Below are 24618 nucleotides of genomic sequence, written 5' to 3' on the forward strand. Positions count from 1 at the left end.
ATGGCCGAGCCCCGCTTCCGCGACCACATCCCGCTGATGATCGGCGGCAGCGGCGAGAAGAAGACAATCCCGTTGGCAGCCAAGCACTTCGACCATCTGAATATCATCGCCGGGCTGGACGAACTGCCCCGCAAACTGGCCGTGGTCAAGGAAGCATGCGAGAAGATCGACCGGGATCCGGCGACCTTGGAGACCAGCGTGCTCGTGCTGGCAGTCATCGACGAGAACGTGACAGCGGACATGATCCCGGAGGACTTCCGCCAGCAGGCCATCGTCGGTGGCCCCGAACAAATCGCCGATCAGATCAAGGCCAAGGTGCTCGACGTGGGCATCAGCGGCGTCATCCTCAGCCCGATCACCAACCTCGACGGCTACCACCCGGGCCTGGTCACCGCGGTCGCCGAGAAGGTCAAACCGATGCTTGCCGGGTGAGTTCGCGTCCGCGGCAGCGGCTGGGATGGTGAACAAACGGTGCGGTGGGTCATCTCACCGCGCTGCTGGGATGCGGGCCGACTAATCTATTCGTTGTACTGAGTAGGTTTTCGTTCGCGAGGAGCAGCAATGAGCCACCCCGGAGCTACGGCAACGGATCGGCATAAGGTCGTCATCATCGGTTCGGGTTTCGGCGGTTTGAACGCCGCCAAGACCCTCAAGCGCACCGACGTGGACATCAAGCTGATCGCGAAGACCACCCATCACCTTTTCCAGCCGCTGCTGTACCAGGTGGCGACAGGCATCATCTCCGAGGGCGAGATCGCGCCCCCTACGCGCCTGATCCTGCGCAAGCAGGAGAACGCTCAGGTACTCCTCGGTGAGGTCACGCACGTCGACCTGACGAATCAGACCGTCGACTCGGTTCTGCTCGGGCACACCTACCGCACCCCGTACGACAGCTTGATCATCGCCGCAGGCGCTGGACAGTCGTACTTCGGCAATGACCACTTCGCCGAGTTCGCCCCCGGGATGAAATCCATCGACGACGCGCTGGAGCTGCGGGGCCGCATCCTCGGCGCCTTCGAGCAGGCCGAGCGGTCCAGCGACCCAGAGCGCCGCAAGAAGCTGCTGACGTTCGTGGTCGTCGGCGCCGGCCCGACCGGTGTCGAGATGGCCGGCCAAATCCAGGAGCTGGCAGACCAGACTCTCAAGGGCAGCTTCCGGCACATCGACCCCACCGAGGCGCACGTCATCCTGCTCGACGCCGCGCCCGCGGTGTTGCCGCCGATGGGCGAGAAGCTCGGGCTGAAGGCCAAGGCCCGGCTGGAGAAGATGGGTGTCGAGATCCAGCTGAACGCCATGGTCACCGACGTCGACCGCAACGGCATCACCGTCAAGGACAAGGACGGCAGCATCCGGCGCATCGAGTCGGCATGCAAGGTTTGGTCAGCGGGTGTGCAGGCCAGCCCGCTCGGGCATGACCTGGCCGCGCAATCCGAGACCGAGGTCGACCGGGCCGGCCGGGTGAAAGTGAACCCGGACCTGTCCATCCCCGGTCATCCCAACGTTTTTGTCGTCGGGGATATGGCCTTCGTGCCCGGTGTCCCCGGGATGGCCCAGGGCGCCATCCAGGGTGGCAAATATGTTGCGAAGATCATTCAGAACGAGGTCGCAGCGCGGGCGCACGGCAACATGCCGAAACCCCGTGAGCCGTTCAAGTACTTCGACAAGGGCTCGATGGCAACGGTGTCGAAGTACAACGCCGTCGCGCAGGTCGGCAAGCTGGAGTTCGGCGGCTTCATCGCGTGGCTCGCCTGGCTCGGTCTGCACCTGATCTATCTGGTGGGTTTCCGGACGAAGGTCGCCACCCTGCTGTCGTGGGCGGTGACGTTCCTCGGCCGCGACCGTGGGCAGCTCACCATCACCGAACAGCAGGCCTACGCGCGAACCCGACTCGAACAGTTGGAAGAGATCGCGGCGTCTGCGCAGGAGACGGAAAAGGCGGCCAGCTAACCCCTAGCTGGGCAGGGCGATCAATCGGTCGCCCTGCCAGGTCATTAGCACTCCCCCGGCGGCCAGGTCCAGCAGGACTGCGCCCGGAGGTGCCTCGATTTCCTCAGTCGGATAGCGCAATTCGCTGATACCGGCGCGGGGTGAGGACAGTACGTCGTCGGCGACCGCGCCTGCTCCGAGTTCGACCCGGTGCCGCAACAATGGTCGTCCCTTGGCATCGGCCCGCACCGTCCCGCTCCAGAAGCCGCTGCGCTCGTCGGAACGTCCGATCTGTACGCGTTCACGCAGCCGCAGCGTGCCCGCCCCGTCGATGGTGGTGACGACCGTCGAGTGGTGGGTGGCGCCGGCGGCGACGATCGTCGGCTCCATATCGATATCGAGATCGCCTGCCACCTCCAGATCGAATCGAGCCTGGGACTGCGGCGTTTCCACACTGGGCAGCGCGATGGTCGCGGCCGCACTGCGTAGCGAGAGCCTGGCACCCGCTTCGACGATCACCCGGATGCTGATCGTGTCACCGCCCAGCGGAGTCGCAGCCGCGGAGATCAGGTGTACGGTCTCGGCCAACGTGGCGCGGGCAGCGATACCGCCGCGACATTCGATGCGCGGCAGTCGATCCGGTCTCGCGATGACGAGAACGTCGGAGTCCATCAGGGGCGCACGGGCGTGGCGGCCAGTTGATCACGGACCCAGGCGAGCACCGCTGCCGCGGTTGGGTCCTCGGTGAGGCTGATCAGGACGAACGGTCGGTCGTTGCGGACCGCCCCGGCGTCACGGCGCATGACGTCGAGATCGGCCCCGACCATCGGGGCAAGGTCGGTCTTGTTGATCACCAACAGATCCGAGAAGGTCACCCCGGGGCCGCCCTTGCGGGGCACCTTGTCGCCGCCGGCGACGTCGATGACAAAGATCTGCGCGTCGACCAGTCCGGAGGAGAATGTCGCGGTCAGATTGTCGCCGCCGGATTCCACCAGGATCAGGTCCAGTCGGTCGGGCCCAGAGTGCGTGGCGATCAGGTCGTCGATGGCGTCCAGGTTGGCCGTGATGTCGTCGCGGATGGCGGTGTGCGGGCAGCCACCGGTCTGCACCGCCGCGATCCGGTCGTCGGGCAGCACGGCATTGCGGCGCAGGAAGTCCGCATCCTCGGTGGTGTAGATATCGTTCGTCAGCACGGCCAATGACAATTCGTCACGCAGGGTGCGCGACAGCGCGGCGACGAGCGCGGTCTTACCCGACCCGACGGGGCCGCCGATCCCAATCCGCAGCGGCTCACCGGGCTGACGCACCCGCCGGGGGCGGTCGGCGTGGCCGTGCGGCTGTCCATCGATGAAATGTGGTGGCATGGTTGACCTTTCAGAGGCGAAACTCAGGAGACGAACAACGGTCGGTCGCGGGCAGCATGGTGTTGAGCCAGCACGTCGAGCAGTGGGTCGGACAGATCAGCCGGCCCGTCCATCGCGTGAGCCGCGGTCGTTTCACACAGCCGCGACAGGGTGAACGTCAATGCAGCGACGTCGGCCGGGTCCAGTGCCAGCAGGCGTTGGGCGGCCGTCGCCGATCCGGTCATGGTGGTGTAGACGATCGACAGTGCGGTGTGCTCCGGTGAGATATCGCCGGCCCGACCGACGATTCCGGCCACCACCGGCAGATGCGGCGTCTGGCCGAGGCGGGACCAGTCTTCGGCAGGCCACACCCGTTTGGCCAACCGCAGCAGTCCACGGCCCTGACTGCGGGACGCCTGCCGGGCGGCGGGTGACGGTGTGCGGGCATCGGTCTCGTCCTGTGCCGCGTCGACACCGAGGACACCGGTGTGCACGGCAGCGGCAATCGACGCCGCGACGAGTCCGCTGGTGCGGATCCGGCGGCGCAGGAACGCCTCGAGAGTCGGGACATCGACGACGCGGCCGCTGGTGATCGCCTCCTCCACGCCACCCGAGTGGACGTGCCCACCGGTGGGCAGCCGGGAATCGGCGAGAGTGAGCAGCGTGGCGAGTCCGGTCTGCATCGTGGTCATCGGAACAGGGACGGCTAGAAGAGGAAATACCGCTGTGCCATGGGCAATTCGATGGCGGGTTGTTCCTGCCACACCTCGCCGTCGATGCGCACGGTGAAAGTATCGGGGTCGACTTCGATGGCGGGCAGGGCGTCGTTGAGCGGCATCTGAGCCTTGCCGACTTTCCGGACATCCTTGACGGCGGCCAATCGACGGCGAATGTCGAGCCGGTCGGCCAGACCGTCCTCGATAGCCTGCGGCGCAACGAAATGCACGGAAGTGGCGGCGGCCGCCGCGGGTGACGCACCGAACATGGGGCGCGGTAGCACCGGCTGTGGGGTGGGGATCGATGCGTTGGCATCGCCCATCGCAGCCCACGCGATCATGCCGCCCTTGATCACGGCGTGCGGGCGGACACCGAAGAACGCGGGCTCCCACAGCACCAGGTCGGCAAGCTTGCCGACCTCAACGGAACCGACCTCATGATCGATTCCGTGCGCGACAGCCGGGCAGATCGTGTACTTCGCGACATAGCGGCGCACCCGATTGTTGTCGGCTCCCCAATCGCCCTCCAGCGCTCCGCGCCGCTTCTTCATCACGTGCGCGGTCTGCCAGGTGCGCAGTACCACTTCACCGATGCGCCCCATGGCCTGGGCGTCGCTGCCGATCATCGAGATCGCCCCGATATCATGCAGCAGATCCTCGGCCGCGATGGTCGACGGCCGAATCCTGCTCTCGGCGAACGCCAGATCCTCGGGAACGCTCGGGTTGAGGTGGTGACACACCATCAACATGTCGAGATGTTCATCGAGGGTGTTCACGGTGTGCGGCCGGGTCGGATTGGTCGAACTGGGCAGCACGTTGGCATGCGAGACCACGGTGATGATGTCGGGTGCGTGGCCGCCGCCGGCACCTTCGGTGTGATAGGCGTGGATACCTCGACCGTTGATCGCGGCCAGGGTGTCCTCGACGAAACCGGCTTCGTTGAGGGTGTCCGAGTGCAGGTTCACCTGCACCCCGGCCGCCTCGGCGACGGTCAGGCACGCGTCGATCGCGGCGGGCGTCGTGCCCCAGTCCTCGTGCAGCTTGAAACCCGCTGCACCGGCGCGCAATTGCTCCCACATGGCCTCAGAGCTGACGGTGTTGCCCTTGCCCAGCAGCGCCACGTTCAGCGGCCAGGTGTCGAGGGCCTCCAGCATCCGCGCGAGGTGCCATGAACCCGGCGTGACCGTCGTGGCCTTGCTGCCTTCGGCAGGCCCGGTGCCGCCGGCGACGATCGTGGTGATGCCGCCGCCGAGCGCCTCTTCCATGATCTGCGGACAGATCAGGTGGACGTGGCAGTCGATGGCACCGGCGGTGAGGATGCGTCCGTTGCCCGCGATGATCTCGGTCGACGGCCCGACGACGAGGTCGGGGTGCACACCGGACATGATGTCGGGGTTGCCGGCCTTGCCGATGGCGACAATCCGACCGTCGCGAATGCCGATGTCGGCCTTGACGATTCCCCAATAGTCGATGACCACCGCGCCGGTGATCACGGTATCGGGCGCGCCGTCGGCGCGAGTGGCCCTGGACTGTCCCATCGACTCGCGCAACACCTTGCCTCCGCCGAACACGGCCTCGTCGCCGGCGAGACCGGGTCCCCCACTGCGGTCCTCGGTGATCTCGATCAGCAGATCGGTATCGGCCAGCCGGATCCGGTCACCCGTCGTCGGGCCGAAGAGCGCGGCGTAGCGGGACCGAGACAACTCGCTCATCAGGTATCCAACTTTCCCGGCGGGGTGAGAGACAACCCGTACACCTCGCGCGTCCCGGCCAGCGGAACCAGCGTGACCCGTTGCGGCACACCGGGTTCGAAGCGGACAGCGGTGCCAGCCGGGATATCGAACCGGTGGCCGTGGGCGGCTTCCCGATCGAACGACAGCGCCGCATTCGCCTGCGGCAGGTGCACGTGACTGCCGACCTGTACGGGCCGGTCACCGGTGTTGACGATGTCCATCTCGATCCGGACAGCGCCAGGGTTGATCTCGATATCGCCTTGCCCGAAAAGGATTTCGCCGGGGATCATCTGGCCTCCGACTAGGCGATCGGGTGATGGACGGTGACCAGCTTGGTGCCGTCGGGGAACGTCGCCTCGACCTGGACGTCGTAGAGCATCTCGGGAACTCCGTCCATCACCTCGGCGCGGGTCAGCACCCCTCGACCGCTGATCATCAACTCCGCCACCGTGCGACCGTCCCGCGCGCCCTCGAGTAGGTGATCGGTGATGACCGCAACGGCTTCGGGATGGTTCAGACGCAGCCCACGGGCCTGCCGTCGGCGGGCAAGTTCTGCCGCGTACGAGATCAGGAGCCGGTCCTGTTCATGCGGGGAGAGGCGCATGAACAGCGATCCTGCCACGCCGACTCCTGGTCGGCAGCGCGTCAGTCAGTGGCTTCCAAGTTCTGCAGCCGCACCTGGCCCCGGGCGATCAGCCGGTCCTTGTCGTCCTTGATGGTGACGATCCACAGCTGCTGACGACGACCCCGGTGGATCGGTTCGCACGAGCCGTAGACAGTGCCCTCGCCGATAGCCCGCAGGAAGTCCGTCGAGTTGTTCACCCCGACCACGTTGCCGCCGCCGTTCGCGGCCAGCCACACGTAGGCCGCCGTACTGGCCATGCTCTCCACCATCGAGCACCAGACGCCGCCGTGCACGATCCCCATCGGTTGCAACAGTGTGGGTTTGACATCCAGTCGCGCCGAGGCGCCGTCGGGAGTGATCTCGGTAAAGACGAGACCCAGTTCGTTGTCGAAGGGCGCGGAAAAGTCCAACGGGAGTCCGGACGGTGTAGCTGGCATGGAGATGTGTCTACCACCCGCTGTTTACTCCCAAAGACGAGCGAGCCCCGCGCAGTCAGCGCGGGGCTCGCCCTTTCGAGTGGACCGGGGGTCTCTGCAGCCCTCAGGACTCCGGCACGGTCCGTTCGTCTCGACCCGTTTAGCATAGGCAAGGCTGCCCTAATTTGGCAAGCCCTTCGGTTCGATTGAGCCGCAAGGAATGACGACCGCGTGCCGCCATGACGCGCTGGCCGCGCACCGGCAGGCCGAACCTGACAAGGGCGTCGAGCACAGCCTGGCCACGGCGCATCCCCACGATCTCGCTGGAGCCGGCCAACATCGGTACCTGGGTGGCCGCGACGACGATCGCCGTCCCGACCGTGTGCCACATGGACGCGATGCTGACCGCGCCGCCGCTCGCGTCGTGCAAGGTGGCGAACAGCGGCTCTAACGACCGGTGGCATCGATGGGCGATCCAGGTGGCCAACGCCGCCTCGCTGGGCAGCCCCACCACCCCTTCCGCGGCGCCGCCACCGCCCAGGCAGGGGTCGTCGGGCAGCACTCGAAGAGTCGGATCGACCACCCCCAACCAGTCGATGGCACCGTCGGAGTCGACGTGCACCCAGAGGTTCTCCAGGCCCGTATCCCAGGCGCGGCCTTCCAAGACCACCAGCGCGACGACGCGGCCGATCACCGCATGCGCCACCGTGGCTGCCAGCTGCTGGGCTGCCGCGGTCTTGCTGTCCATCTCCCGCGCGGCGGCGTCGAACATCTCCCGCAGGCGGTCGCCCGTCACGGCGGAGTGCAGCGGCCACCAACGCCGCCGCGATACGTCGGCCATGATCGCCACGCCGTAGACCCTCGGACACTCCGGATACAGCGTCCGCAGCCGTCGACTGGATTCGTGTAGCGGCAGGATCCGCTGTATCGCCATTCCCGCGATCAGCGGATCTTCGACGACGACCGTCATGGCACCTCCTCATATGCTTAGGTAAGCCTAACCATATGAGTTTAGAGTTCGACGGTCGAGGTCTGTGACCGCATTCACAGACAGAGGTAGGAAACGGCCGGATGGATGCACATTCATCGGGTCACGGGAATCGCGGCGGGAGTGCCGCGGTTGATTGGCACACTTAGATACGACGCTCGGTAGTAAACCGGGTAGTCTTGCGGCGACGCTCGGGAGATGAACGGATCATGGCGAAACTTGCTCGTCTTGGGGAACTGGAGCAGGCGGTGATGGACCACCTGTGGTCCGCACCCGAGCCTCAGACTGTCCGCCAGGTGCATGAGGCGCTGTCCACGCACCGAGACCTCGCGTACACGACAGTGATGACCGTCCTTCAGCGGTTAGCGAAAAAGCATCTGGTGGTCCAACACCGCGACGATCGCGCGCATCGGTACGCACCCACTCACGGTCGCGACGAGCTGGTCGCCGGACTCATGGTGGACGCGCTTGACCAGGCATCCGACACCGGAATCCGGCGCGCTGCACTGGTCCACTTCGTGGAACGGGTCGGTGCCGACGAAGCCGATGCGCTGCGACGCGCGCTGATCGAACTGGAAACCAAGCACGGCATTACGCCGTCAGCTGGCGGCGCGACACCCGACTGAGGAAGACTGGCAGCGTGTCCGCGCTGGCCTTCTCCATTCTCGCGCTACTTCTTGTCGGCCCGGTGCCGGCAATGTTGGCGCGGGCGGCGTGGCCGTTGCGGGCACCACGGGCCGCGTTGGTCCTGTGGCAGGCGATCGCCGTCGCCGCGGTGCTGTCCGCGTTCAGTGCCGGTCTCGCGATCGCCAGCAGGCTGTTCGCACCCGGGCCCGATGGACATCCGACGTCGACCGTCGTCCGCGAGATCGCCAAATTGGGCCTGCCACTGTGGCTGGCGTACGTCGGTGTCTTCGCGTTGACCCTGCTGATCGGTGCACGACTGGTGGTCGCCATCGTCCAGGTGGCGATCGCGACCCGGCGGCGTCGGGCCCGTCACCGGATGCTGGTCGATCTGCTCGGCGTCGAACACGCTTCCGCCGCAGCGCAGGCCTGTACCAGGGCCAGCGAGTTGCGCATCCTCGATGTCGAGCAGCCGCTGGCCTACTGCCTGCCAGGAGTGCACAGCCGCGTCGTGGTCAGCGAGGGCACGCTGACCACCCTCGCCGACGCCGAAGTTATGGCCATCCTGACCCACGAGCGGGCCCATCTGCGAGCCCGCCACGATCTCGTCCTCGAAGCCTTCACCGCGGTGCACGCGGCGTTCCCGCGCTACGTCCGCAGCGCCAGCGCACTCGACGCGGTCCGGCTGCTGATCGAACTCCTCGCCGACGACGCCGCTGTGCGCACCGCCGGTCCCACTCCCCTGGCCCGCGCCCTGGTCGCCTGCGCCGCAGCCCGGGCGCCCTCGGGTGCACTGGCCGCAGGCGGCCCCACCACGGTGCTGCGGGTCCAAAGACTCGCGGGGCGACCCAACAGTGCCGCGTTCGCGACGGGTGCCTACCTGTGTGCAGTCGCCGTTCTGGTGGTGCCCACCATCGCGGTCGCGGTGCCGTGGCTGACCGAACTGCACCGGCTGTTCAGTACCTAGCTTCTTCGAATACTGTTGTGCCACAACTAAACCGAAAGGCTCTACATGACTGCCCCGGACTCGACCTCCACTGACGGCACCGCACAGATCGGGGTCACCGGCCTCGCCGTGATGGGCTCGAATCTCGCGCGCAACTTCGCGCACCACGGCTACACCGTCGCGCTGCACAACCGCTCGGTCGCCAAGACCGACGCGCTGCTCAAGGATCACGGCTCGGAGGGCACGTTCGTCCGCAGCGAGACGATCCCGGAATTTCTCGCCGCCCTGGAAAAGCCGCGCCGCGTCATCATCATGGTCAAGGCCGGCGATCCCACCGACGCCGTGATCAACGAACTTGCCGACGCGATGGAGGAAGGCGACATCATCATCGATGGCGGCAACTCCCTCTACACCGACACCATCCGGCGTGAGAAGGCCATCCGCGAACGCGGCCTCCACTTCGTCGGCGCGGGCATCTCCGGCGGTGAAGAGGGCGCGCTCAACGGTCCGTCGATCATGCCCGGCGGCCCCGCCGAGTCCTACAAATCCCTGGGGCCGCTACTGGAGGACATCTCCGCCCACGTCGACGGCGTCCCGTGCTGCACCCACATCGGCCCCGACGGCGCAGGACACTTCGTCAAGATGGTGCACAACGGCATCGAGTACTCCGATATGCAGCTCATCGGCGAGGCGTACCAGCTGCTGCGCGACGGACTCGGTAAAACCGCCCCAGAGATCGCCGACATCTTCGCCGAATGGAACAAGGGCGACCTGGACAGCTACCTGATCGAGATCACCGCAGAGGTGCTCAAGCAGACGGACGCCAAGACCGGCAAGCCGCTGGTCGACGTCATCCTCGACGAAGCCGAGCAGAAGGGCACCGGCCGCTGGACGGTGAAGTCGGCGCTCGATCTCGGGGTTCCGGTCACCGGTATCGCGGAGGCCGTCTTCGCCCGCGCCCTGTCGGGCTCGGTCCCGCAGCGCAAGGCGACGACCGGGCTCGCCTCGGGTGAGCTCGGCACCAAGCCAGCCAACGCAACGCAATTCATCGACGATGTCAGCAAGGCGCTCTACGCGTCGAAGATCATCGCCTACGCCCAGGGCTTCAACCAGATTCAAGCCGGCAGCGCCGAATACGACTGGGACATCACGCTCGGCGATATGGCCACCATCTGGCGTGGCGGCTGCATCATCCGAGCCAAGTTCCTCAACCGCATCAAGGAGGCCTACGACCAGGATCCGGAGCTGGCCACCCTGATCGCCGCGCCGTACTTCCGAGACGCCGTCGAGGCCGGTATCGACAGCTGGCGCCGCGTCGTGGTCACCGCCACCGAACTCGGTATCCCGATCCCAGGCTTCGCCTCGGCACTGTCCTACTACGACGCACTGCGCACCGAGCGGCTGCCCGCAGCGCTGACCCAGGGCCTACGCGATTTCTTCGGCGCCCACACCTACGGGCGCATCGACGCCGACCACGACAAGAAGTTCCACACGCTGTGGAGCGGCGACCGCAGCGAGCACCCGGTTTAGTCTGGACGACCGTGAAGTTCCTGCCGGGCCAGCAGCCGCCCTACGACCTGACCTACGACGACGTCTTCATCGTTCCCAGCCGCAGCGACGTGGCCTCGCGGTTCGACGTCGACCTCTCGACAGCCGACGGCACCGGCACCACGATTCCCGTGGTGGTCGCCAATATGACCGCGGTCGCCGGGCGACGGATGGCCGAGACCATCGCCCGTCGGGGCGGGATCGTCGTATTACCGCAGGATCTTCCCATCGAGGCCGTCCAGCAGACGGTGGAGTTCGTCAAAAGCCGGGATCTGGTTGCCGACACCCCGGTCACCCTGGCCCCGGACGACTCGGTGTCCGACGCCACCGCTCTGATCCACAAACGGGCCCACGGTGCCGCCGTGGTGGTTTTCGAGGGGCGCCCGGTCGGCCTGGTCACCGAGGCGGGGTGTGCCGGGGTGGACCGGTTCGCCAGGGTGCGTGATATCGCGATCAACGACTTCGTCACTGCCCCGGTGGGCACCGACCCGCGCACGGTCTTCGACCTGCTGCAGCACTCATCCCCAAAGAACCCAGACGTCGCCGTCCTGACCGAACCCGACGGCACACTCGCGGGGGTGCTGACCCGGACCGGGGCCATCCGAGCCGGGATCTACACGCCGGCGGTCGATTCCCATGGCCGGCTGCGGATCGCCGCGGCCGTCGGGATCAACGGTGACGTCGGCGCCAAGGCGCAGGCGCTCACCGAGGCCGGCGTCGACGTGCTGGTGATCGACACTGCCCACGGACATCAGATGAAGATGCTCGATGCCCTCAAGGTGGTGGCGTCACTGGATCTGGGTCTGCCGCTGGCAGCGGGCAATGTGGTCGCTGCCGAGGGCACCCGCGACCTGATCAACGCCGGCGCTTCGATCGTCAAGGTCGGCGTGGGTCCCGGCGCCATGTGCACCACCAGGATGATGACCGGCGTTGGGCGGCCGCAGTTCTCCGCGGTGCTTGAATGTTCCTCGGCGGCAAGGGAACTCGGCGGTCATGTGTGGGCCGATGGCGGGGTGCGCCACCCCCGCGACGTGGCGCTGGCCCTAGCCGCGGGTGCCTCGAACGTGATGATCGGATCCTGGTTCGCGGGGACATACGAGTCGCCGGGCGACCTGATGCGTGACCGCGACGGCCACCTCTACAAGGAGAGCTACGGGATGGCCTCCAAACGGGCCGTAGCCGCTCGCACCGCGGCGGACAGTCAATTCGACCGGGCACGCAAAGCCCTCTTCGAGGAGGGCATCTCGACATCGCGGATGAGCCTGGACCCGGCGCGCGGTGGTGTTGAGGACCTGCTCGACCACATCACCTCCGGGGTGCGCAGCACGTGCACCTATGTGGGTGCGTCGACCATTGCCGAGCTCTACGAGAAGGTGATCCTCGGTGTGCAGTCCGCCGCAGGCTTCGCCGAGGGGCATCCACTGCCGACCGGCTGGTAATTGCGTATTAAGAGCAATTCCTGCCCGTTGGAAAATGAATTCAAATTCACCGATAATGAATTGAAATGAATTTGCTGACGCGTTAGGCAAAATTGCTTACATACGGTCGGCCCCCGGTTTAGCGTCGGTTTCTCGCCGTGATTGTTTGCTCTGATTCGGCACGGCGCTGGACTGGGGAGACTTCATGGGTGGGTCGTCGTACGTCGGACGCGTCGGAGCATTGGCAATCTCGTTGGGGGTTGGAGGCGCGATTGCGACAACGTTCGCAGCGGTTGCCCACTGCAGCGCCGTCGAGTTCAGACTCCTCTAACGCAGGCACAGGCGGGGCAGGCACCTCGGTACATTCTGATCAGTCCGGATCGACGGCAAAACCGCCCCAACGGAAAAGTGCGGGGTCCGCCTCAACTTCCGGCGTGAAAGCCGAAAAGGCAGTCTCCGATTTGCCAACCAGCGCAGCGCCGGCAAAGAAGTCGAAACCGAGTCCGCGCGTCGCATCGGTCAGGACTCCGGTAGGCGCCGATACCTTGACCCCTGCGACGGTCACACCGACCGCCCTGGCTGCCGTCAGCGATACCCGCGGCGCTGCCGCTTCCATCAGTGCGACTACTGATACCTCGACCATCATGGTGCCGAATGCTCTTCTGGCGCAGGCTTCTTCACCGTCGATTGTGCCAAACGGATTCACCCTCGGGTTCCTCGCCATCAGTTTCGGCATCCCCAGCACGTCGACAGAAATCTGCGTGGGCCTGTGTAACAACGTGGCGAACGGCCTCGCCGGGGTGAACGGCGGAGCCGGTGGTGCGGCGTACTGCATCGGGCTCTGCCAGAACCTCGCGCTCGGAGGCGCCGGCGGCCGATCCTCTGCAACCGGCTCCGCGGCCAGTGCGCAGGGTGGCGCCGGCGGGCAGGGCGGCATTGTTGCCTGTTTGGGACTGTGCAATAACGAGGCAAATGGCGGAGAGGGCGAATCGGCGGACGCCACCGGAGAAGAGGGAGCAACGGGCAGCGCAGGTTCCCCCGACGGTGTCGACGGCGGCGACGCGACTGCAATCGGCGGCGCAGGAGGTAACGGCGGCACCGGTGTGGTGACCGTCGGCACCCGCTCCACCAACGGCACCACCACCGGCAGCGCCGCTGGATCCGGCGGCCGCGGCGGTGACGCCACCGCATCCGGCGCGGCCGGCGCCCCCGGCTCAGTGCTCAGTGCCAACGGTAACGGCGGCAAGGGCGCCAACGCGAGCGTGCTCCTGAGCGCTTCCCCCGTGGCCGTCACGCCGCGGGTACGGGCCTGTTGGAACCCGGCCAACCGGGGCCAGCCCGGCCAGCCCGGCGTAGTAGTCCACGTGGAGCTCGGCACGGTCCCCGGCAGACTCCCGTAACATGAAGTCCGCATCGACGACCGAACGAAGGGAACCACGTGCCGCAGGCACGCCAGGACGCCACCAACGGGTCCGTGACGGGCGGGGCGCATGGGCCTGTCGACGGCCCGCCGGCGGCACCCGCCGGTACTGAAGCGCCCGACGCCGAGCCATCTAGTAGGCAGCCGGGCTCGTGGCCCGGCTCCCCCACTTCAAAGGCATCATGAGCGTCTGGCTCACGCTGCTCAGCCTGCTTGCATTTGTAGTGCTGACCTTGGGAACGGCGCTGTTCGTCGCCGCCGAGTTCGCGTTGACCGCGCTGGAACGCAGCACTGTCGATGCCAATGCGAAGTCCGGTGATCGCAACGACCTGTTCGTCCAGCGTGCCCACCGCACCCTGTCGTTCCAGCTCTCCGGCGCCCAGCTCGGCATCTCCATCACCACGCTGGCCACCGGTTATCTGGCCGAACCCGTCGTTGCCCGACTGATCGAGCCCGGACTGCATGCGTTAGGCCTCCCGGTCGGCGCGGCCAGCGGTATCGCCCTGGCTTTGGCGCTGCTGATCGCCACATCGGTGTCGATGATCTTCGGTGAGCTGGTCCCGAAAAACCTCGCGGTCGCCCGCCCCGTTCCGACTGCTCGCGCCGTCGCCGGACCTCAGCTGGTGTTCTCGATGCTGATGAAACCGGCCATCATCGCCACCAACGGCACCGCCAACTGGATCCTGCGCCGCATCGGCATCGAACCCGCTGAGGAGCTGCGCTCGGCGCGCTCACCGCAGGAACTGGTGTCGCTGGTTCGCAACTCGGCCCGGCACGGCTCGCTGGACGCGGTGACCGCCACCCTGATAGACCGGTCGCTGCGATTCGGCGAACTCACCGCCGAGGAGCTGATGACCCCGCGCTCGAAGATCGTCGTGCTCCAGGCCGACGAAACCGTCGCCGATCTCGTAGCCGCCGCCACTGAGAGCGGCTTCTCCCGCTTCCCAATCGTCGAGGGCGACCTCGACGAGACCATCGGCATAGTCCATGTGAAACAGGTCTTCGAGATCGCGCCGGCCGACCGGAAGAACACCCTGCTGTCCTCGGTGGCGCAGCCGGTCGCAGTGGTGCCCTCGACACTCGACGGTGATGCCGTGATGACGCAGATCAGAGCCAACGGCCTGCAGACCGCCCTGGTGGTCGACGAATACGGCGGCACGGCGGGCATGGTCACCGTGGAGGACCTGATCGAGGAGATCGTCGGCGACGTCCGCGACGAACACGACGACGAGACCCCCGACGTGATGATCGCCGGTAACGGCTGGCAGGTATCGGGTCTGTTGCGGATCGACGAGGTGGCCGCCGCCACCGGTTACCGCGCGTCAGAAGGCGAATACGACACCATCGGCGGCCTGATCCTGCAGGAGCTCGGCCATATCCCCGACGCCGGCGAGACCGTCGAGCTGACCGCCTTCGACCCCGACGGTTCCGTCGACGATCCGGTGCGCTGGCTGGCCACTGTGGTGGCCATGGACGGCCGCCGCATCGATCTGCTGGAACTGAACTACATCGGCAGGCGCTCGGAACACCAGAATCCGTCCGACGGCGGTAGCGACCACGCGAAGAAGGGGCGCTGATGGGATCGGATATCTTCGGCGTCCTGCTGACGGTGCTGTTGCTGGCCGCCAATGCATTCTTCGTCTGCTCGGAATTCGCGTTGATCTCGGCGCGTCGTGACCGGCTCGAAGCGCTGGCCGAGCAGGGCAAGAAGAGCGCCGTCACCGTCATCCGGGCCGGTGAACAACTCTCGCTGATGTTGGCCGGTGCTCAGCTGGGCATCACCATCTGCTCGATCCTGCTGGGCCGCGTCGGTGAACCCGCCGTCGCGCACCTTCTGGAGAAGCCCTTCGATCTGGTCGGGATCCCCGATGCGCTGCTACACACCGTGTCGTTCGTGGTGGCGCTGCTGCTCGTGGTGATCCTGCACGTGCTGCTCGGCGAGATGGTGCCCAAGAACATCGCCATCGCGGGTCCCGAAGCCGCGGCGATGCTGCTGATCCCGCCGTACCTGCTCTACATCCGGGCGGTCCGGCCGCTGATCGCGTTCTACAACTGGTGCGCCAACATCACCCTGCGTGCCGTCCGCGTCGAGCCGGTCGACGAACTCGACATCACGGTGTCCACCGTCGAGTTGTCGGAGATGATCGCCGAATCGGTGTCTGAGGGTCTGCTCGATCCCGAGGAGCACACCCGGCTGACCCGGGCTCTGCAGATCCGAAATCGGGTCGTCGCCGACGTTGCCGTGCCGCTCGGCGATATCCGCGCCGTCCCGGTGGCCGCGCCCGGCAGTGGTCCGACGGTGCGCGCGGTCGAGCAGGCGCTCGCCGATACCGGGTACTCCCGCTTCCCGGTGGCCGACGCCGACGGCACGTTCATCGGCTATCTGCACATCAAGGACGTGCTCGCCCTCGGCGACGATCCGGACGCGGTCATCGACCTGTCCATCGTGCGACCGCTACCCCGGCTGACCGCGACCCTGCCGCTGCCCGACGCCCTGTCCCGGCTGCGACGCAGCAACAGCCACCTCGCCCTGGTGACCAGCCCCTCGGCCGATCCGGCAGGCAGCGACGGGCCCGTGGTCGCGATGGCCGCGCTGGAAGATCTGGTGGAGGATCTGGTCGGCACTGTGCGCGACGGCACGCACCGTGTCTGACGTGACGTTCGCCGGTCCATGCCTGACGGAGAGCGACTGGCTGACCCGCGCCGAGGCGCACCGCCAGCGAGCCGAGCGTTTCGTCGCCCCGCACCGCCGGCGCGCAGCGATCGGCGAGCCCCATCCGGTCTGGGACTTCCTGTTCTCGTACTACAGCCTGCGGCCGCGGCAGCTGCTGCGGTGGAACCCCGGTTACGGCATCACCCTGTCCGGCGACCAGGCACAGGATTACCTCGGTCGGGCCGGATACATCGCGGTGCCCCACGGGGCGACGGTCGGCCCGGAGTATCTGCGCGACCGACGCGAGGCCGTGGAATTCGTCGCCCGACTGCTTGCCGCCACTGCGGCCAGGACGGCACAGCTGAACTGTTTCGGTTTGCACGAATGGGCGATGGTGTATCGCAGCGACCAGGTCCGCCACTCCCACGTCCCGTTGCGGCTCGGTCAGGCCGGCACCGACCGGGTGGTAGAGACCGCGTCACCGCTGCGGTGCACCCACTACGACGCGTTCCGGTTCTTCACCGCCGATGCCGCCCCCCGAAACAGCATCCCGCTGACCCGCGAGACGCAGGTCGACCGGGAACAACCGGGTTGTTTGCACGCTTCGATGGATCTGTACAAGTGGTCTTACAAGCTGGGTCCGCTGCTCGATACCGACCTGGTGCTGGACTGTCTGGAACTGGCCGCCGACGCTCGCGAACTCGATATGCGGGCCAGCCCGTATGACCTCAGCGCTTACGGCTACAGCCCGATCCGTGTCGAAGAGCCGTCGGGTCGGGCCGAGTATGTGCGTTGCCAGAGCGAGCTGGCGCAACGCGCGGCGCCACTGCGAGCTGCGCTACAGCGCCGGTGTGACCTGCTGCTGCGCGCCGCCGCGTGACGGGGAGGCCCATTACCGGCGGGTACGATGGATGGATTGCCGGTGAGGAGGACAAATGACTGATCGTGTGACCGTGGGCAACCTCAGAGTCGCCAAGGTGCTGCACGACTTCGTGACCAACGAGGCGCTACCCGGGACCGGGATCGACCCGGACAGCTTCTGGGCGGGCGTCGACAAGGTGGTCACCGACCTGACTCCGCAGAACCAGGAACTACTGGCCCGCCGCGACGACCTGCAGGCCCAGCTCGACAAGTACCACCGGTTGCGGGCCATCGAGCCCCACGACCCGGAGGCGTATAAGGCCTTCCTCACCGAAATCGGTTATCTGCAGCCAGAACCCGAGGATTTCACCATCACCACCGCGGGGGTGGACCCGGAGATCACCTCGACGGCGGGACCGCAGCTCGTGGTGCCGGTGCTCAATGCCCGGTTCGCGCTGAACGCGTCGAACGCCCGCTGGGGTTCGCTGTATGACGCGCTTTACGGCACCGACGTCATCCCCGAGACCGACGGCGCCGAAAAGGGCGACAGGTACAACCGGGTGCGCGGCGACAAGGTGATCGCCTATGCGCGCAAGTTCCTCGACGACACGACGCCGTTGACGTCAGGTTCCTGGACCGAGGCCACCGGATTCACCGTCGATGACGGTCAACTGCTGATCACACTCGGTGACGGGCTGTCCGCCGGGCTGGCCACACCGGAGCAGTTCGCCGGTTACCTGGGTGAGCCGACCGCGCTCACCTCGATCTTGTTGGTCAATCACGGCCTGCACATCGAAATCCTCATCGACCCCGACTCCATCGTCGGTTCGACCGATCAGGCCGGCGTCAAAGACGTCGTCCTGGAATCGGCCGTCACGACGATCATGGACTTCGAGGACTCCGTGGCCGCGGTCGACGCCGAGGACAAGGTGCTCGGCTACCGAAACTGGCTCGGCCTCAACCGCGGCGATCTGAGCGAAGAGGTCAGCAAGGGCGGTAAGACCTTCACCCGAGTGCTCAACGCCGACCGCACCTACATCACCCCTGACGGCGGCGAACTGACGCTGCCCGGCCGCAGCCTGCTGTTCGTCCGCAACGTCGGGCACCTGATGACGAATGACGCCATCGTCGATGCCGAAGGAAACGAAATCCCCGAAGGCATTCAGGACGCTCTGTTCACCGGCCTGATCGCCATCCACGGGCTCAGAGACGACTCCGAGAACGATGGAGCCAACGGTCCATTCAAGAACAGCCGCACCGGCTCGGTTTACATCGTCAAGCCCAAGATGCACGGCCCCGACGAAGTGGCCTTCACCTGCGAGCTGTTCAGCCGCGTCGAGGATGTCCTCGGGCTGCCGCAGGCCACCCTCAAGGTCGGCATCATGGACGAAGAGCGCCGGACGACGCTCAACCTCAAGGCCTCCATCAAGGCGGCCGCCGATCGCGTGGTGTTCATCAACACGGGCTTCCTGGACCGCACGGGCGACGAGATTCACACCTCGATGGAGGCCGGGCCGATGGTCCGCAAAGGCACGATGAAGTCCCAGCCGTGGATCAAGGCCTACGAGGATGCGAACGTCGACGTCGGGCTGGCGGCCGGTTTGTCCGGCAGGGCCCAGATCGGCAAGGGCATGTGGGCGATGCCCGACCTGATGGCCGACATGATCGAGCAGAAGATCAGTCAGCCGAGGGCCGGCGCCACCACGGCGTGGGTGCCGTCCCCGACGGCCGCCACGCTGCACGCACTGCACTATCACGAGGTCGATGTGTTCGCGGTGCAGAAGGAGCTCGAGGGCCAGACCCGCACCACCATCGACGAGTTGCTGACGATCCCGCTGGCCGACTCCTCGCTGAAGTGGTCGTCGGAGGAGATCCATCAGGAGGTGGACAACAACTGTCAGTCCATCCTGGGCTATGTGGTGCGCTGGATCGACGCCGGCGTCGGCTGCTCCAAGGTGCCAGACATCCACGACATCGCGTTGATGGAAGACCGTGCCACACTGCGAATCTCGAGCCAGCTGCTGGCAAACTGGTTGCGGCACGGCGTGATCACGGCCGAGGATGTCCGGGCGAGCCTGGAACGGATGGCCCCGGTTGTCGATCGGCAGAACGAGGGCGACCCCGCATATCGGCCGATGGCGCCGAATTTCGATGCGAGCATCGCGTTCGCTGCTGCGGAGGAGTTGATCCTCTCCGGTGCCGCACAGCCCAACGGTTACACGGAACCGATCCTGCATCGGCGGCGCCGCGAGTTCAAGGCGAGCCTCGCGGACTGACTACACTCGGCGCGGGGTCATAAGCGATGACGGCGCGACGGATCGGGTCGGCGAGAAAAGTCTAGGAGTGAACGAGGCGTGGGTAGACACAGCATTCCCGGGCCTGACGACAGTGGCGACGAGCGCGCCGACCATCCCGGCGATGGCACCGACGGCTACACATCCGGCGAGTACGACGGTGATTACGCCGATGAGTACGACAGTGACTACGAGGATGGCGATGACTACGCCGACGATCGCGAGGGCGCGGAGCACCACGCCGCGGGCGGTTACGACGTCGACGATCCACCGTCCGAAAGCCGTAAGTACACCGACGACTACACGCGCGACTACACCGACGCCTTCGATGACCGCACCGCGGTAATCCCCGCCCAGGGGCCGTCGCCGCAGGCCTCCGGCGGGCATGTCAACACCGGCGAATGGACGGGCAGCCACCGCACCGTGGTTCAGGGCCGTCGCGGTGTCAGCATGGGCGTGATCGCCGCGCTGGTCACCGTCGTCGTGGTGGTGGCCGCGGTGATCCTGTGGCGCTTCTTCGGTGACGCCCTCACCGACCGGTCCAGGCAGGCTGCGGCCACCTGCCTCGATGGCAAATCCAATGTCGCCGTTCTCGCCGATCCGTCGATTGCCGAGCTGATCGGCCAGTCGGCCAAGACCTTCAACGAATCGGCGAAGCCGGTCGGCGACAAATGCCTGACCATCGAGGTCAAGGCGGCCGACTCCGATGCCGTCGTCGGCGGCCTGATCGGTACCTGGCCCGCAGACCTCGGCGAGAAGCCGGCCCTGTGGATACCGGGCAGCTCGGTATCGGTGGCGCGACTACAGACCGCCGTCGATGCCAAGACGATCAGCGCCAGCAAGTCCCTGGTCACCTCGCCGGTGCTGCTGGCCATTCGACCGGAACTGAAAACCGCTCTGGATGCACAGAACTGGTCAACTCTGCCGGGCCTGCAGAACAATCCGACCGGTCTGGACGGGCTGAACCTGCCCGGCTGGGGTGACCTGCGGCTGGCCTTGCCGATGACCGGTGACAGCGATGCCGCCTACCTCGCGGCCGAGGCGGTCGCCGCCGCGTCGGCACCCGCCGGTGCACCTCCGGCGGCCGGCTCCACCGCCGTCAGCCAACTCGTTGCCGGGCAACCGAAGCTGGCGACCAACTCCACCGACGATGCGATGAACGCACTGCTGCAGGCAGACGATCCCGCGACGGCTCCGGTGCACGCAGTCGTGACCACCGAACAGCAGCTATTCAGCCGGGCCGCCACCGTTCCCAACGCGAAGAGTGTCCTTTCCTCCTGGCTTCCGCCCGGGCCGGTCGCCGTCGCAGATTTCCCCGCCGTGTTGTTCGGCGGTGACTGGCTGGGCGAGGAGCAGGTCAGCGCGGCAAGCGAATTCGAGCGGTTCCTGCGTAAACCGGAGCAGCTCGCCACACTGGCCAAGGCCGGCTTCCGCACCGAGGGCGGGGGCGCGCCCCCGGCCAGTGATGTGACCAGCTTCGCTCCCCTGGGTGCGACGCTGTCGGTTGGCGACGACACCACCCGGGCCGCGCTCGCCAACGCCCTGTCCACCCCGGCGACCGGTCCCGCGACGACGATCATGCTGGACCGCTCGCTGAACATGGGGCCCATCGCGACGGCGTTGGACGCCAGGATCGCGGTCCTGCCGACGAATGCGGCGATCGGGCTGACCACGTTCGACGGCAGCTCGAGCACCACCCAGGTGGCACTGGGACCGCTCGGGGACGACATCGACGGCAAGCCCCGCAGCCAGGTACTGACATCGACATTGCAGGGGCTGACCTCCACCGGTGGCGCGGTGTCGTTCACGACGCTGCGCAACGTCTACGCCGAAGCCCTGACGAATTTCCGCCAGGGACAGAACAACTCGGTGCTGGTGATCACCTCGGGGCCCCACACCGACCAATCACTCGACGCGACGGGCCTTCAGGATCTGATCCGCCGGAGCGCCGACCCGGCCCGGCCCGTCGCCGTGGACGTGATCAACGTCGGCAACGATCCGGACCGGTCCACCTGGGAGTCGGTCGCGCAGATCAGCGGCGGCACCTACCAGAACGTGCCGGCCTCGGACTCGCCCGAGCTGGTGGCCGCCGTCAACTCTATGTTGAGCTAGCCCCCCATCGCGCATCGGTCGTCAGGCGCGGCTCTGATTGCCTGACTCCTCAGCCCGGCTCGTCCCTCGCCGCGCATCGGTCGTCAGGCGCGGCTCTGATTGCCTGACTCCTCAGCCCGGCTCGTCCCTCGCCGCGCATCGGTCGTCAGGCGAAGGCCTCCACTGGCGGGCACGAGCACATCAGGTTGCGGTCACCGTAGGCACCGTCGATCCGGCGCACCGACGGCCAGACCTTGGGCCGGAACGCCTTGCCCAGCGGGTAGGCCGCTTCCTCGCGGGTGTAAGGATGGTTCCAGTCGTCGACCAGCAGGCACTCCGCGGTGTGCGGGGCGCCGCGCAGCGGGTTGTCGTCCACCGGCCACTGCCCTGAACCGACCTTGTCGATCTCGGACTTGATCGCGATCATCGCGTCGCAGAACGCGTCGACCTCGGTGATGCTCTCGCTCTCGGTCGGCTCGACCATCAATGTGCCCGCCACCGGGAAACTCATCGTCGGTGCGTGGAAACCGTAGTCCGCCAGCCGTTTCGCGACGTCGTCGACAGTGACACCGGTGTCCTTGGTGATCCCTCGCAGATCGAGGATGCACTCGTGGGCGACCATGCCGTTCTCGCCGGTGTACAGCACCGGGTAGTACTCGTCGAGGCGTCGGGCGATGTAGTTGGCCGACGCGATGGCCGTCAATGTGGCGGCTCGCAGGCCGGCGGCACCCATCATCCGGATATAGGCCCAGGTGATCGGCAGAATCGAGGCCGACCCGTAGGGCGCCGACGACACCGGATGCCCGTGCGGCAGTTCGGCGGCGAGCGGATGCCCCGGCAGGAACGGCGCCAGGTGTGACCGCACCGCGACCGGGCCGACACCGGGGCCCCCGCCTCCGTGCGGGATGCAGAATGTCTTGTGCAGATTCAGGTGGCTGACGTCGCCGCCGAACTTGCCGGGCCGCGCAAGTCCCACCAGCGCGTTGAGGTTGGCACCGTCGACGTAGACCTGGCCGCCCGCATCGTGGACGGCCGCACAGATATCGGCGATGTCGTGCTCGTACACCCCGTGCGTCGACGGGTAGGTGATCATCAACGCCGACAACTTCTCCGCGTGCTCGGACACCTTGGCGCGCAGGTCGTCCAGATCGACGTCGCCATTTTCACGGCAGCCCACCACGACCACCCGCATACCCGCCAGGGCCGCCGACGCCGCGTTGGTGCCGTGCGCACTGGACGGGATCAGACAGACGTCGCGATGGGATTCGCCGCGCGCGGCGTGGTAGTCGGCGATCGCCAGCAGCCCCGCGTACTCACCCTGGGATCCGGCATTGGGCTGCAACGAGACTGCGTCGTAGCCGGTGAGCCCGACCAGCCAGCCCTCGACATCGGCGATCAGCTTGCGTAGCCCCGGGGTGTCCGCGGCGGGCGCGAACGGATGTTGACGGGAGAACTCCGGCCACGTCACCGATTCCATCTCGGCGACCGCGTTGAGCTTCATCGTGCACGAACCCAACGGGATCATCGTGCGATCGAGGGCCAAGTCCTTGTCGGACAGCATCCGCAGATACCTCATCATCGCTGTTTCGGTGCGATATGTGGTGAAGGCGGGGTGGGTCAGGAAGGCGGAGCGCCGTGTCGCGATGTCGCAGCGTTCGGAGCTGACCGGCTCAGCAGCTCTCACCCCGAAGGCGTCCAGCACGGCCGCGACATGCGCGTCGGTGGTGGCCTCGTCACAGGCCACCGAGACGTGGTCGTCGTCCACACGCCACAGGTTGATGCCCTTGGCTTTGGCCGCGGCGATCACCTCGGCGGCGCGGCCGGGCACCCGGGCGAGCACGGTGTCGAAGTACGTGTCGTGGACCAGCGCATCGCCGAGTGCCGCAGCGATCTCCTCAGCCTGGCTGTGCACCCGGCGGGCGATCGCGGTAAGCCCTTGCGCGCCATGGTAACTCGCGTACATCGCGGCCATCACCGCCAGCAGCACCTGCGCGGTGCAGATATTGCTGGTCGCCTTGTCGCGACGGATGTGCTGTTCACGGGTCTGCAGCGAGAGCCGGTAGGCGGGCGAGCCGTCGCTGTCGACCGAGACTCCGACGAGACGGCCCGGCAACTGCCGCGCCTGCTTGCTGTGCACAGCCAGGTAGCCGGCGTGCGGTCCGCCGAATCCCATTGGCACACCGAACCGTTGGGCGGTCCCGAAGGCGACGTCGGCGCCGATCTCCCCCGGCGGGGTGATCACCGTCAATGCCAGCAGATCCGCACCGACGGCCACCAGCGCACCGCGCTCGTGCGCCTGCTCGATCAGCGCCGACCAGTCGGTGACCCGTCCGCTGGCGCCGGGCAGCTGGGTGATGACGCCGAAGAAATCGCCTTCGGGCAGTCCGTCCCGCAGGTCCGCAGTGACGATCTCGATACCGAGCGGCTCGGCGCGAGTGGCCAGGACGGCCGCCGTCTGGGCGAACACGTCGGCATCCACCGCCAGCCGGTTCGCCGGGCCGCGCACTGCGCGGTGCATCAGCGTCATCGCCTCGGCGGCCGCGGTACCCTCGTCGAGCATCGACGCGTTGGCGATATCCAGGCCGGTCAGGTCGGCGATCATCGTCTGGAAGTTCAGCAGCGCCTCGAGCCTGCCCTGGCTGATCTCGGGCTGATACGGCGTGTAGGCGGTGTACCAGGCCGGGTTCTCCAGCACATTGCGCAGGATCACCGGCGGCGTAAGGGTGTCGTAGTAGCCCTGCCCGATCATCGATACCGCAATGGTGTTGGTATCAGCCATCGCTCGTAGCTCGGCCAGCGCCTCGTGTTCGGTGGCGGCCGGCAGCAGCTCGTCCAGACCTGGGGCGATACCGTCGGCGTCGACGGCGTCGAGGATGCCTGCGGGAAGCGCCTTGGCGGCCAGTTCGTCAAGTGACGCGACACCGATGACGTCGAGCATCGTGGCGACGTCATCCGAGTCGGGACCGATGTGGCGGTCAGCGAAAGTGGAAACAGCGGCACTACGAGCTTCAGGCAC

Annotated in this window: 22 protein-coding genes; 12 read left to right on the top strand and 10 right to left on the bottom strand. The window is 66.8% G+C overall.

The window, feature by feature from the left end; genetic code table 11:
- Together H7J73_RS25325 and H7J73_RS25330 are read left to right on the top strand one after the other, a co-directional pair.
- Positions 1–432: LLM class flavin-dependent oxidoreductase (locus H7J73_RS25325; RefSeq protein ID WP_435405580.1), on the top strand; the 432-nt coding region annotated here is incomplete at its 5' end.
- A 129-nt stretch (positions 433–561) separates the two neighbouring features.
- Positions 562–1947 carry a type II NADH:quinone oxidoreductase Ndh gene (locus H7J73_RS25330; RefSeq protein ID WP_264070506.1) on the top strand — a complete coding sequence of 462 codons (1386 nt, stop codon included), beginning with the start codon at positions 562–564 and terminating at the stop codon, positions 1945–1947.
- A 3-nt stretch (positions 1948–1950) separates the two neighbouring features.
- On the opposite strand, the gene H7J73_RS25335 is transcribed toward H7J73_RS25330, so the two are convergent.
- The 8 genes from H7J73_RS25335 to H7J73_RS25370 form a co-directional block, all read right to left on the bottom strand.
- Positions 1951–2598 carry an urease accessory protein UreD gene (locus tag H7J73_RS25335; protein WP_264070507.1) on the bottom strand — a complete coding sequence of 216 codons (648 nt, stop codon included), beginning with the start codon at positions 2596–2598 and terminating at the stop codon, positions 1951–1953.
- A complete protein-coding gene (gene ureG / locus H7J73_RS25340; protein ID WP_264070508.1) occupies positions 2598–3290 on the bottom strand; it encodes an urease accessory protein UreG in 693 nt (230 codons plus the stop codon). Before ureG ends, H7J73_RS25335 begins: the two co-directional genes overlap by 1 nt.
- 23 nt (positions 3291–3313) lie before the next feature.
- Positions 3314–3952 carry an urease accessory protein UreF gene (locus H7J73_RS25345; protein WP_264070665.1) on the bottom strand — a complete coding sequence of 213 codons (639 nt, stop codon included), beginning with the start codon at positions 3950–3952 and terminating at the stop codon, positions 3314–3316.
- A gap of 23 nt (positions 3953–3975) precedes the next feature.
- Positions 3976–5697: an urease subunit alpha gene (locus tag H7J73_RS25350; RefSeq protein ID WP_264070510.1), complete on the bottom strand. Its 1722-nt coding sequence runs from the start codon at positions 5695–5697 to the stop codon at positions 3976–3978.
- Positions 5697–6008: an urease subunit beta gene (locus tag H7J73_RS25355; RefSeq protein ID WP_264070511.1), complete on the bottom strand. Its 312-nt coding sequence runs from the start codon at positions 6006–6008 to the stop codon at positions 5697–5699. The genes H7J73_RS25350 and H7J73_RS25355 overlap by 1 nt, the downstream gene beginning before the upstream one ends.
- 11 nt (positions 6009–6019) lie before the next feature.
- Positions 6020–6322, bottom strand: coding sequence for an urease subunit gamma (locus tag H7J73_RS25360; protein WP_264070666.1), 303 nt, complete (start codon positions 6320–6322; stop codon positions 6020–6022).
- A 41-nt stretch (positions 6323–6363) separates the two neighbouring features.
- Complete coding sequence (locus tag H7J73_RS25365) at positions 6364–6780, bottom strand: PaaI family thioesterase (protein ID WP_264070512.1); 417 nt, start codon at positions 6778–6780, stop codon at positions 6364–6366.
- A gap of 139 nt (positions 6781–6919) precedes the next feature.
- Positions 6920–7729 carry an iron reductase gene (locus H7J73_RS25370; RefSeq protein ID WP_264070513.1) on the bottom strand — a complete coding sequence of 270 codons (810 nt, stop codon included), beginning with the start codon at positions 7727–7729 and terminating at the stop codon, positions 6920–6922.
- Positions 7730–7956: 227 nt separating this feature from the next.
- On the opposite strand from H7J73_RS25370, the gene H7J73_RS25375 reads away from it, so the two are divergent.
- From H7J73_RS25375 to H7J73_RS25390, 4 genes are read left to right on the top strand one after another with little or no spacing between them, the layout of a single operon-like run.
- Positions 7957–8373 (top strand): BlaI/MecI/CopY family transcriptional regulator, encoded by a 417-nt coding sequence (locus H7J73_RS25375; protein ID WP_264070514.1) that lies wholly within the window; start codon positions 7957–7959, stop codon positions 8371–8373.
- Between the two features lie 14 nt (positions 8374–8387).
- The gene (locus tag H7J73_RS25380; protein ID WP_264070515.1) at positions 8388–9338 is read left to right on the top strand and encodes a M56 family metallopeptidase; all 951 of its coding nucleotides are present in this window, start codon (positions 8388–8390) and stop codon (positions 9336–9338) included.
- Positions 9339–9383: 45 nt separating this feature from the next.
- Positions 9384–10847, top strand: a complete 1464-nt coding sequence (gnd, locus tag H7J73_RS25385) for an NADP-dependent phosphogluconate dehydrogenase (RefSeq protein WP_264070516.1) — start codon at positions 9384–9386, stop codon at positions 10845–10847.
- A gap of 11 nt (positions 10848–10858) precedes the next feature.
- Complete coding sequence (locus H7J73_RS25390; protein WP_264070517.1) at positions 10859–12304, top strand: GuaB1 family IMP dehydrogenase-related protein; 1446 nt, start codon at positions 10859–10861, stop codon at positions 12302–12304.
- A 349-nt stretch (positions 12305–12653) separates the two neighbouring features.
- On the opposite strand, the gene H7J73_RS25395 is transcribed toward H7J73_RS25390, so the two are convergent.
- Positions 12654–12989 carry a hypothetical protein gene (locus tag H7J73_RS25395; RefSeq protein WP_264070519.1) on the bottom strand — a complete coding sequence of 112 codons (336 nt, stop codon included), beginning with the start codon at positions 12987–12989 and terminating at the stop codon, positions 12654–12656.
- On the opposite strand from H7J73_RS25395, the gene H7J73_RS25400 reads away from it, so the two are divergent.
- The 6 genes from H7J73_RS25400 (at position 12973) to H7J73_RS25425 (ending at position 21623) form a co-directional block, all read left to right on the top strand.
- A complete protein-coding gene (locus H7J73_RS25400; protein WP_264070520.1) occupies positions 12973–13683 on the top strand; it encodes a hypothetical protein in 711 nt (236 codons plus the stop codon). The genes H7J73_RS25395 and H7J73_RS25400 overlap by 17 nt on opposite strands.
- Before the next feature lie 202 nt (positions 13684–13885).
- Positions 13886–15280 carry a hemolysin family protein gene (locus tag H7J73_RS25405; RefSeq protein ID WP_264070522.1) on the top strand — a complete coding sequence of 465 codons (1395 nt, stop codon included), beginning with the start codon at positions 13886–13888 and terminating at the stop codon, positions 15278–15280.
- Positions 15280–16356, top strand: a complete 1077-nt coding sequence (locus H7J73_RS25410) for a hemolysin family protein (RefSeq protein ID WP_264070523.1) — start codon at positions 15280–15282, stop codon at positions 16354–16356. Before H7J73_RS25405 ends, H7J73_RS25410 begins: the two co-directional genes overlap by 1 nt.
- A complete protein-coding gene (locus H7J73_RS25415) occupies positions 16349–17236 on the top strand; it encodes a 3-methyladenine DNA glycosylase (RefSeq protein ID WP_435405581.1) in 888 nt (295 codons plus the stop codon). The genes H7J73_RS25410 and H7J73_RS25415 overlap by 8 nt, the downstream gene beginning before the upstream one ends.
- Before the next feature lie 55 nt (positions 17237–17291).
- Entirely contained in the window at positions 17292–19493 is a 2202-nt protein-coding gene (locus H7J73_RS25420; protein ID WP_264070526.1) for a malate synthase G, read from the top strand.
- A gap of 78 nt (positions 19494–19571) precedes the next feature.
- Entirely contained in the window at positions 19572–21623 is a 2052-nt protein-coding gene (locus H7J73_RS25425; protein WP_264070527.1) for a substrate-binding domain-containing protein, read from the top strand.
- A gap of 145 nt (positions 21624–21768) precedes the next feature.
- Here the strand turns inward: H7J73_RS25425 and gcvP are convergent, their stop codons facing one another.
- On the bottom strand, positions 21769–24618 hold the full coding sequence (gene gcvP / locus H7J73_RS25430) for an aminomethyl-transferring glycine dehydrogenase (RefSeq protein ID WP_264070528.1): 2850 nt from the start codon (positions 24616–24618) through the stop codon (positions 21769–21771).

The organism is Mycolicibacterium komossense, assembly GCF_025822605.1.
GTDB lineage: Bacteria > Actinomycetota > Actinomycetes > Mycobacteriales > Mycobacteriaceae > Mycobacterium > Mycobacterium komossense.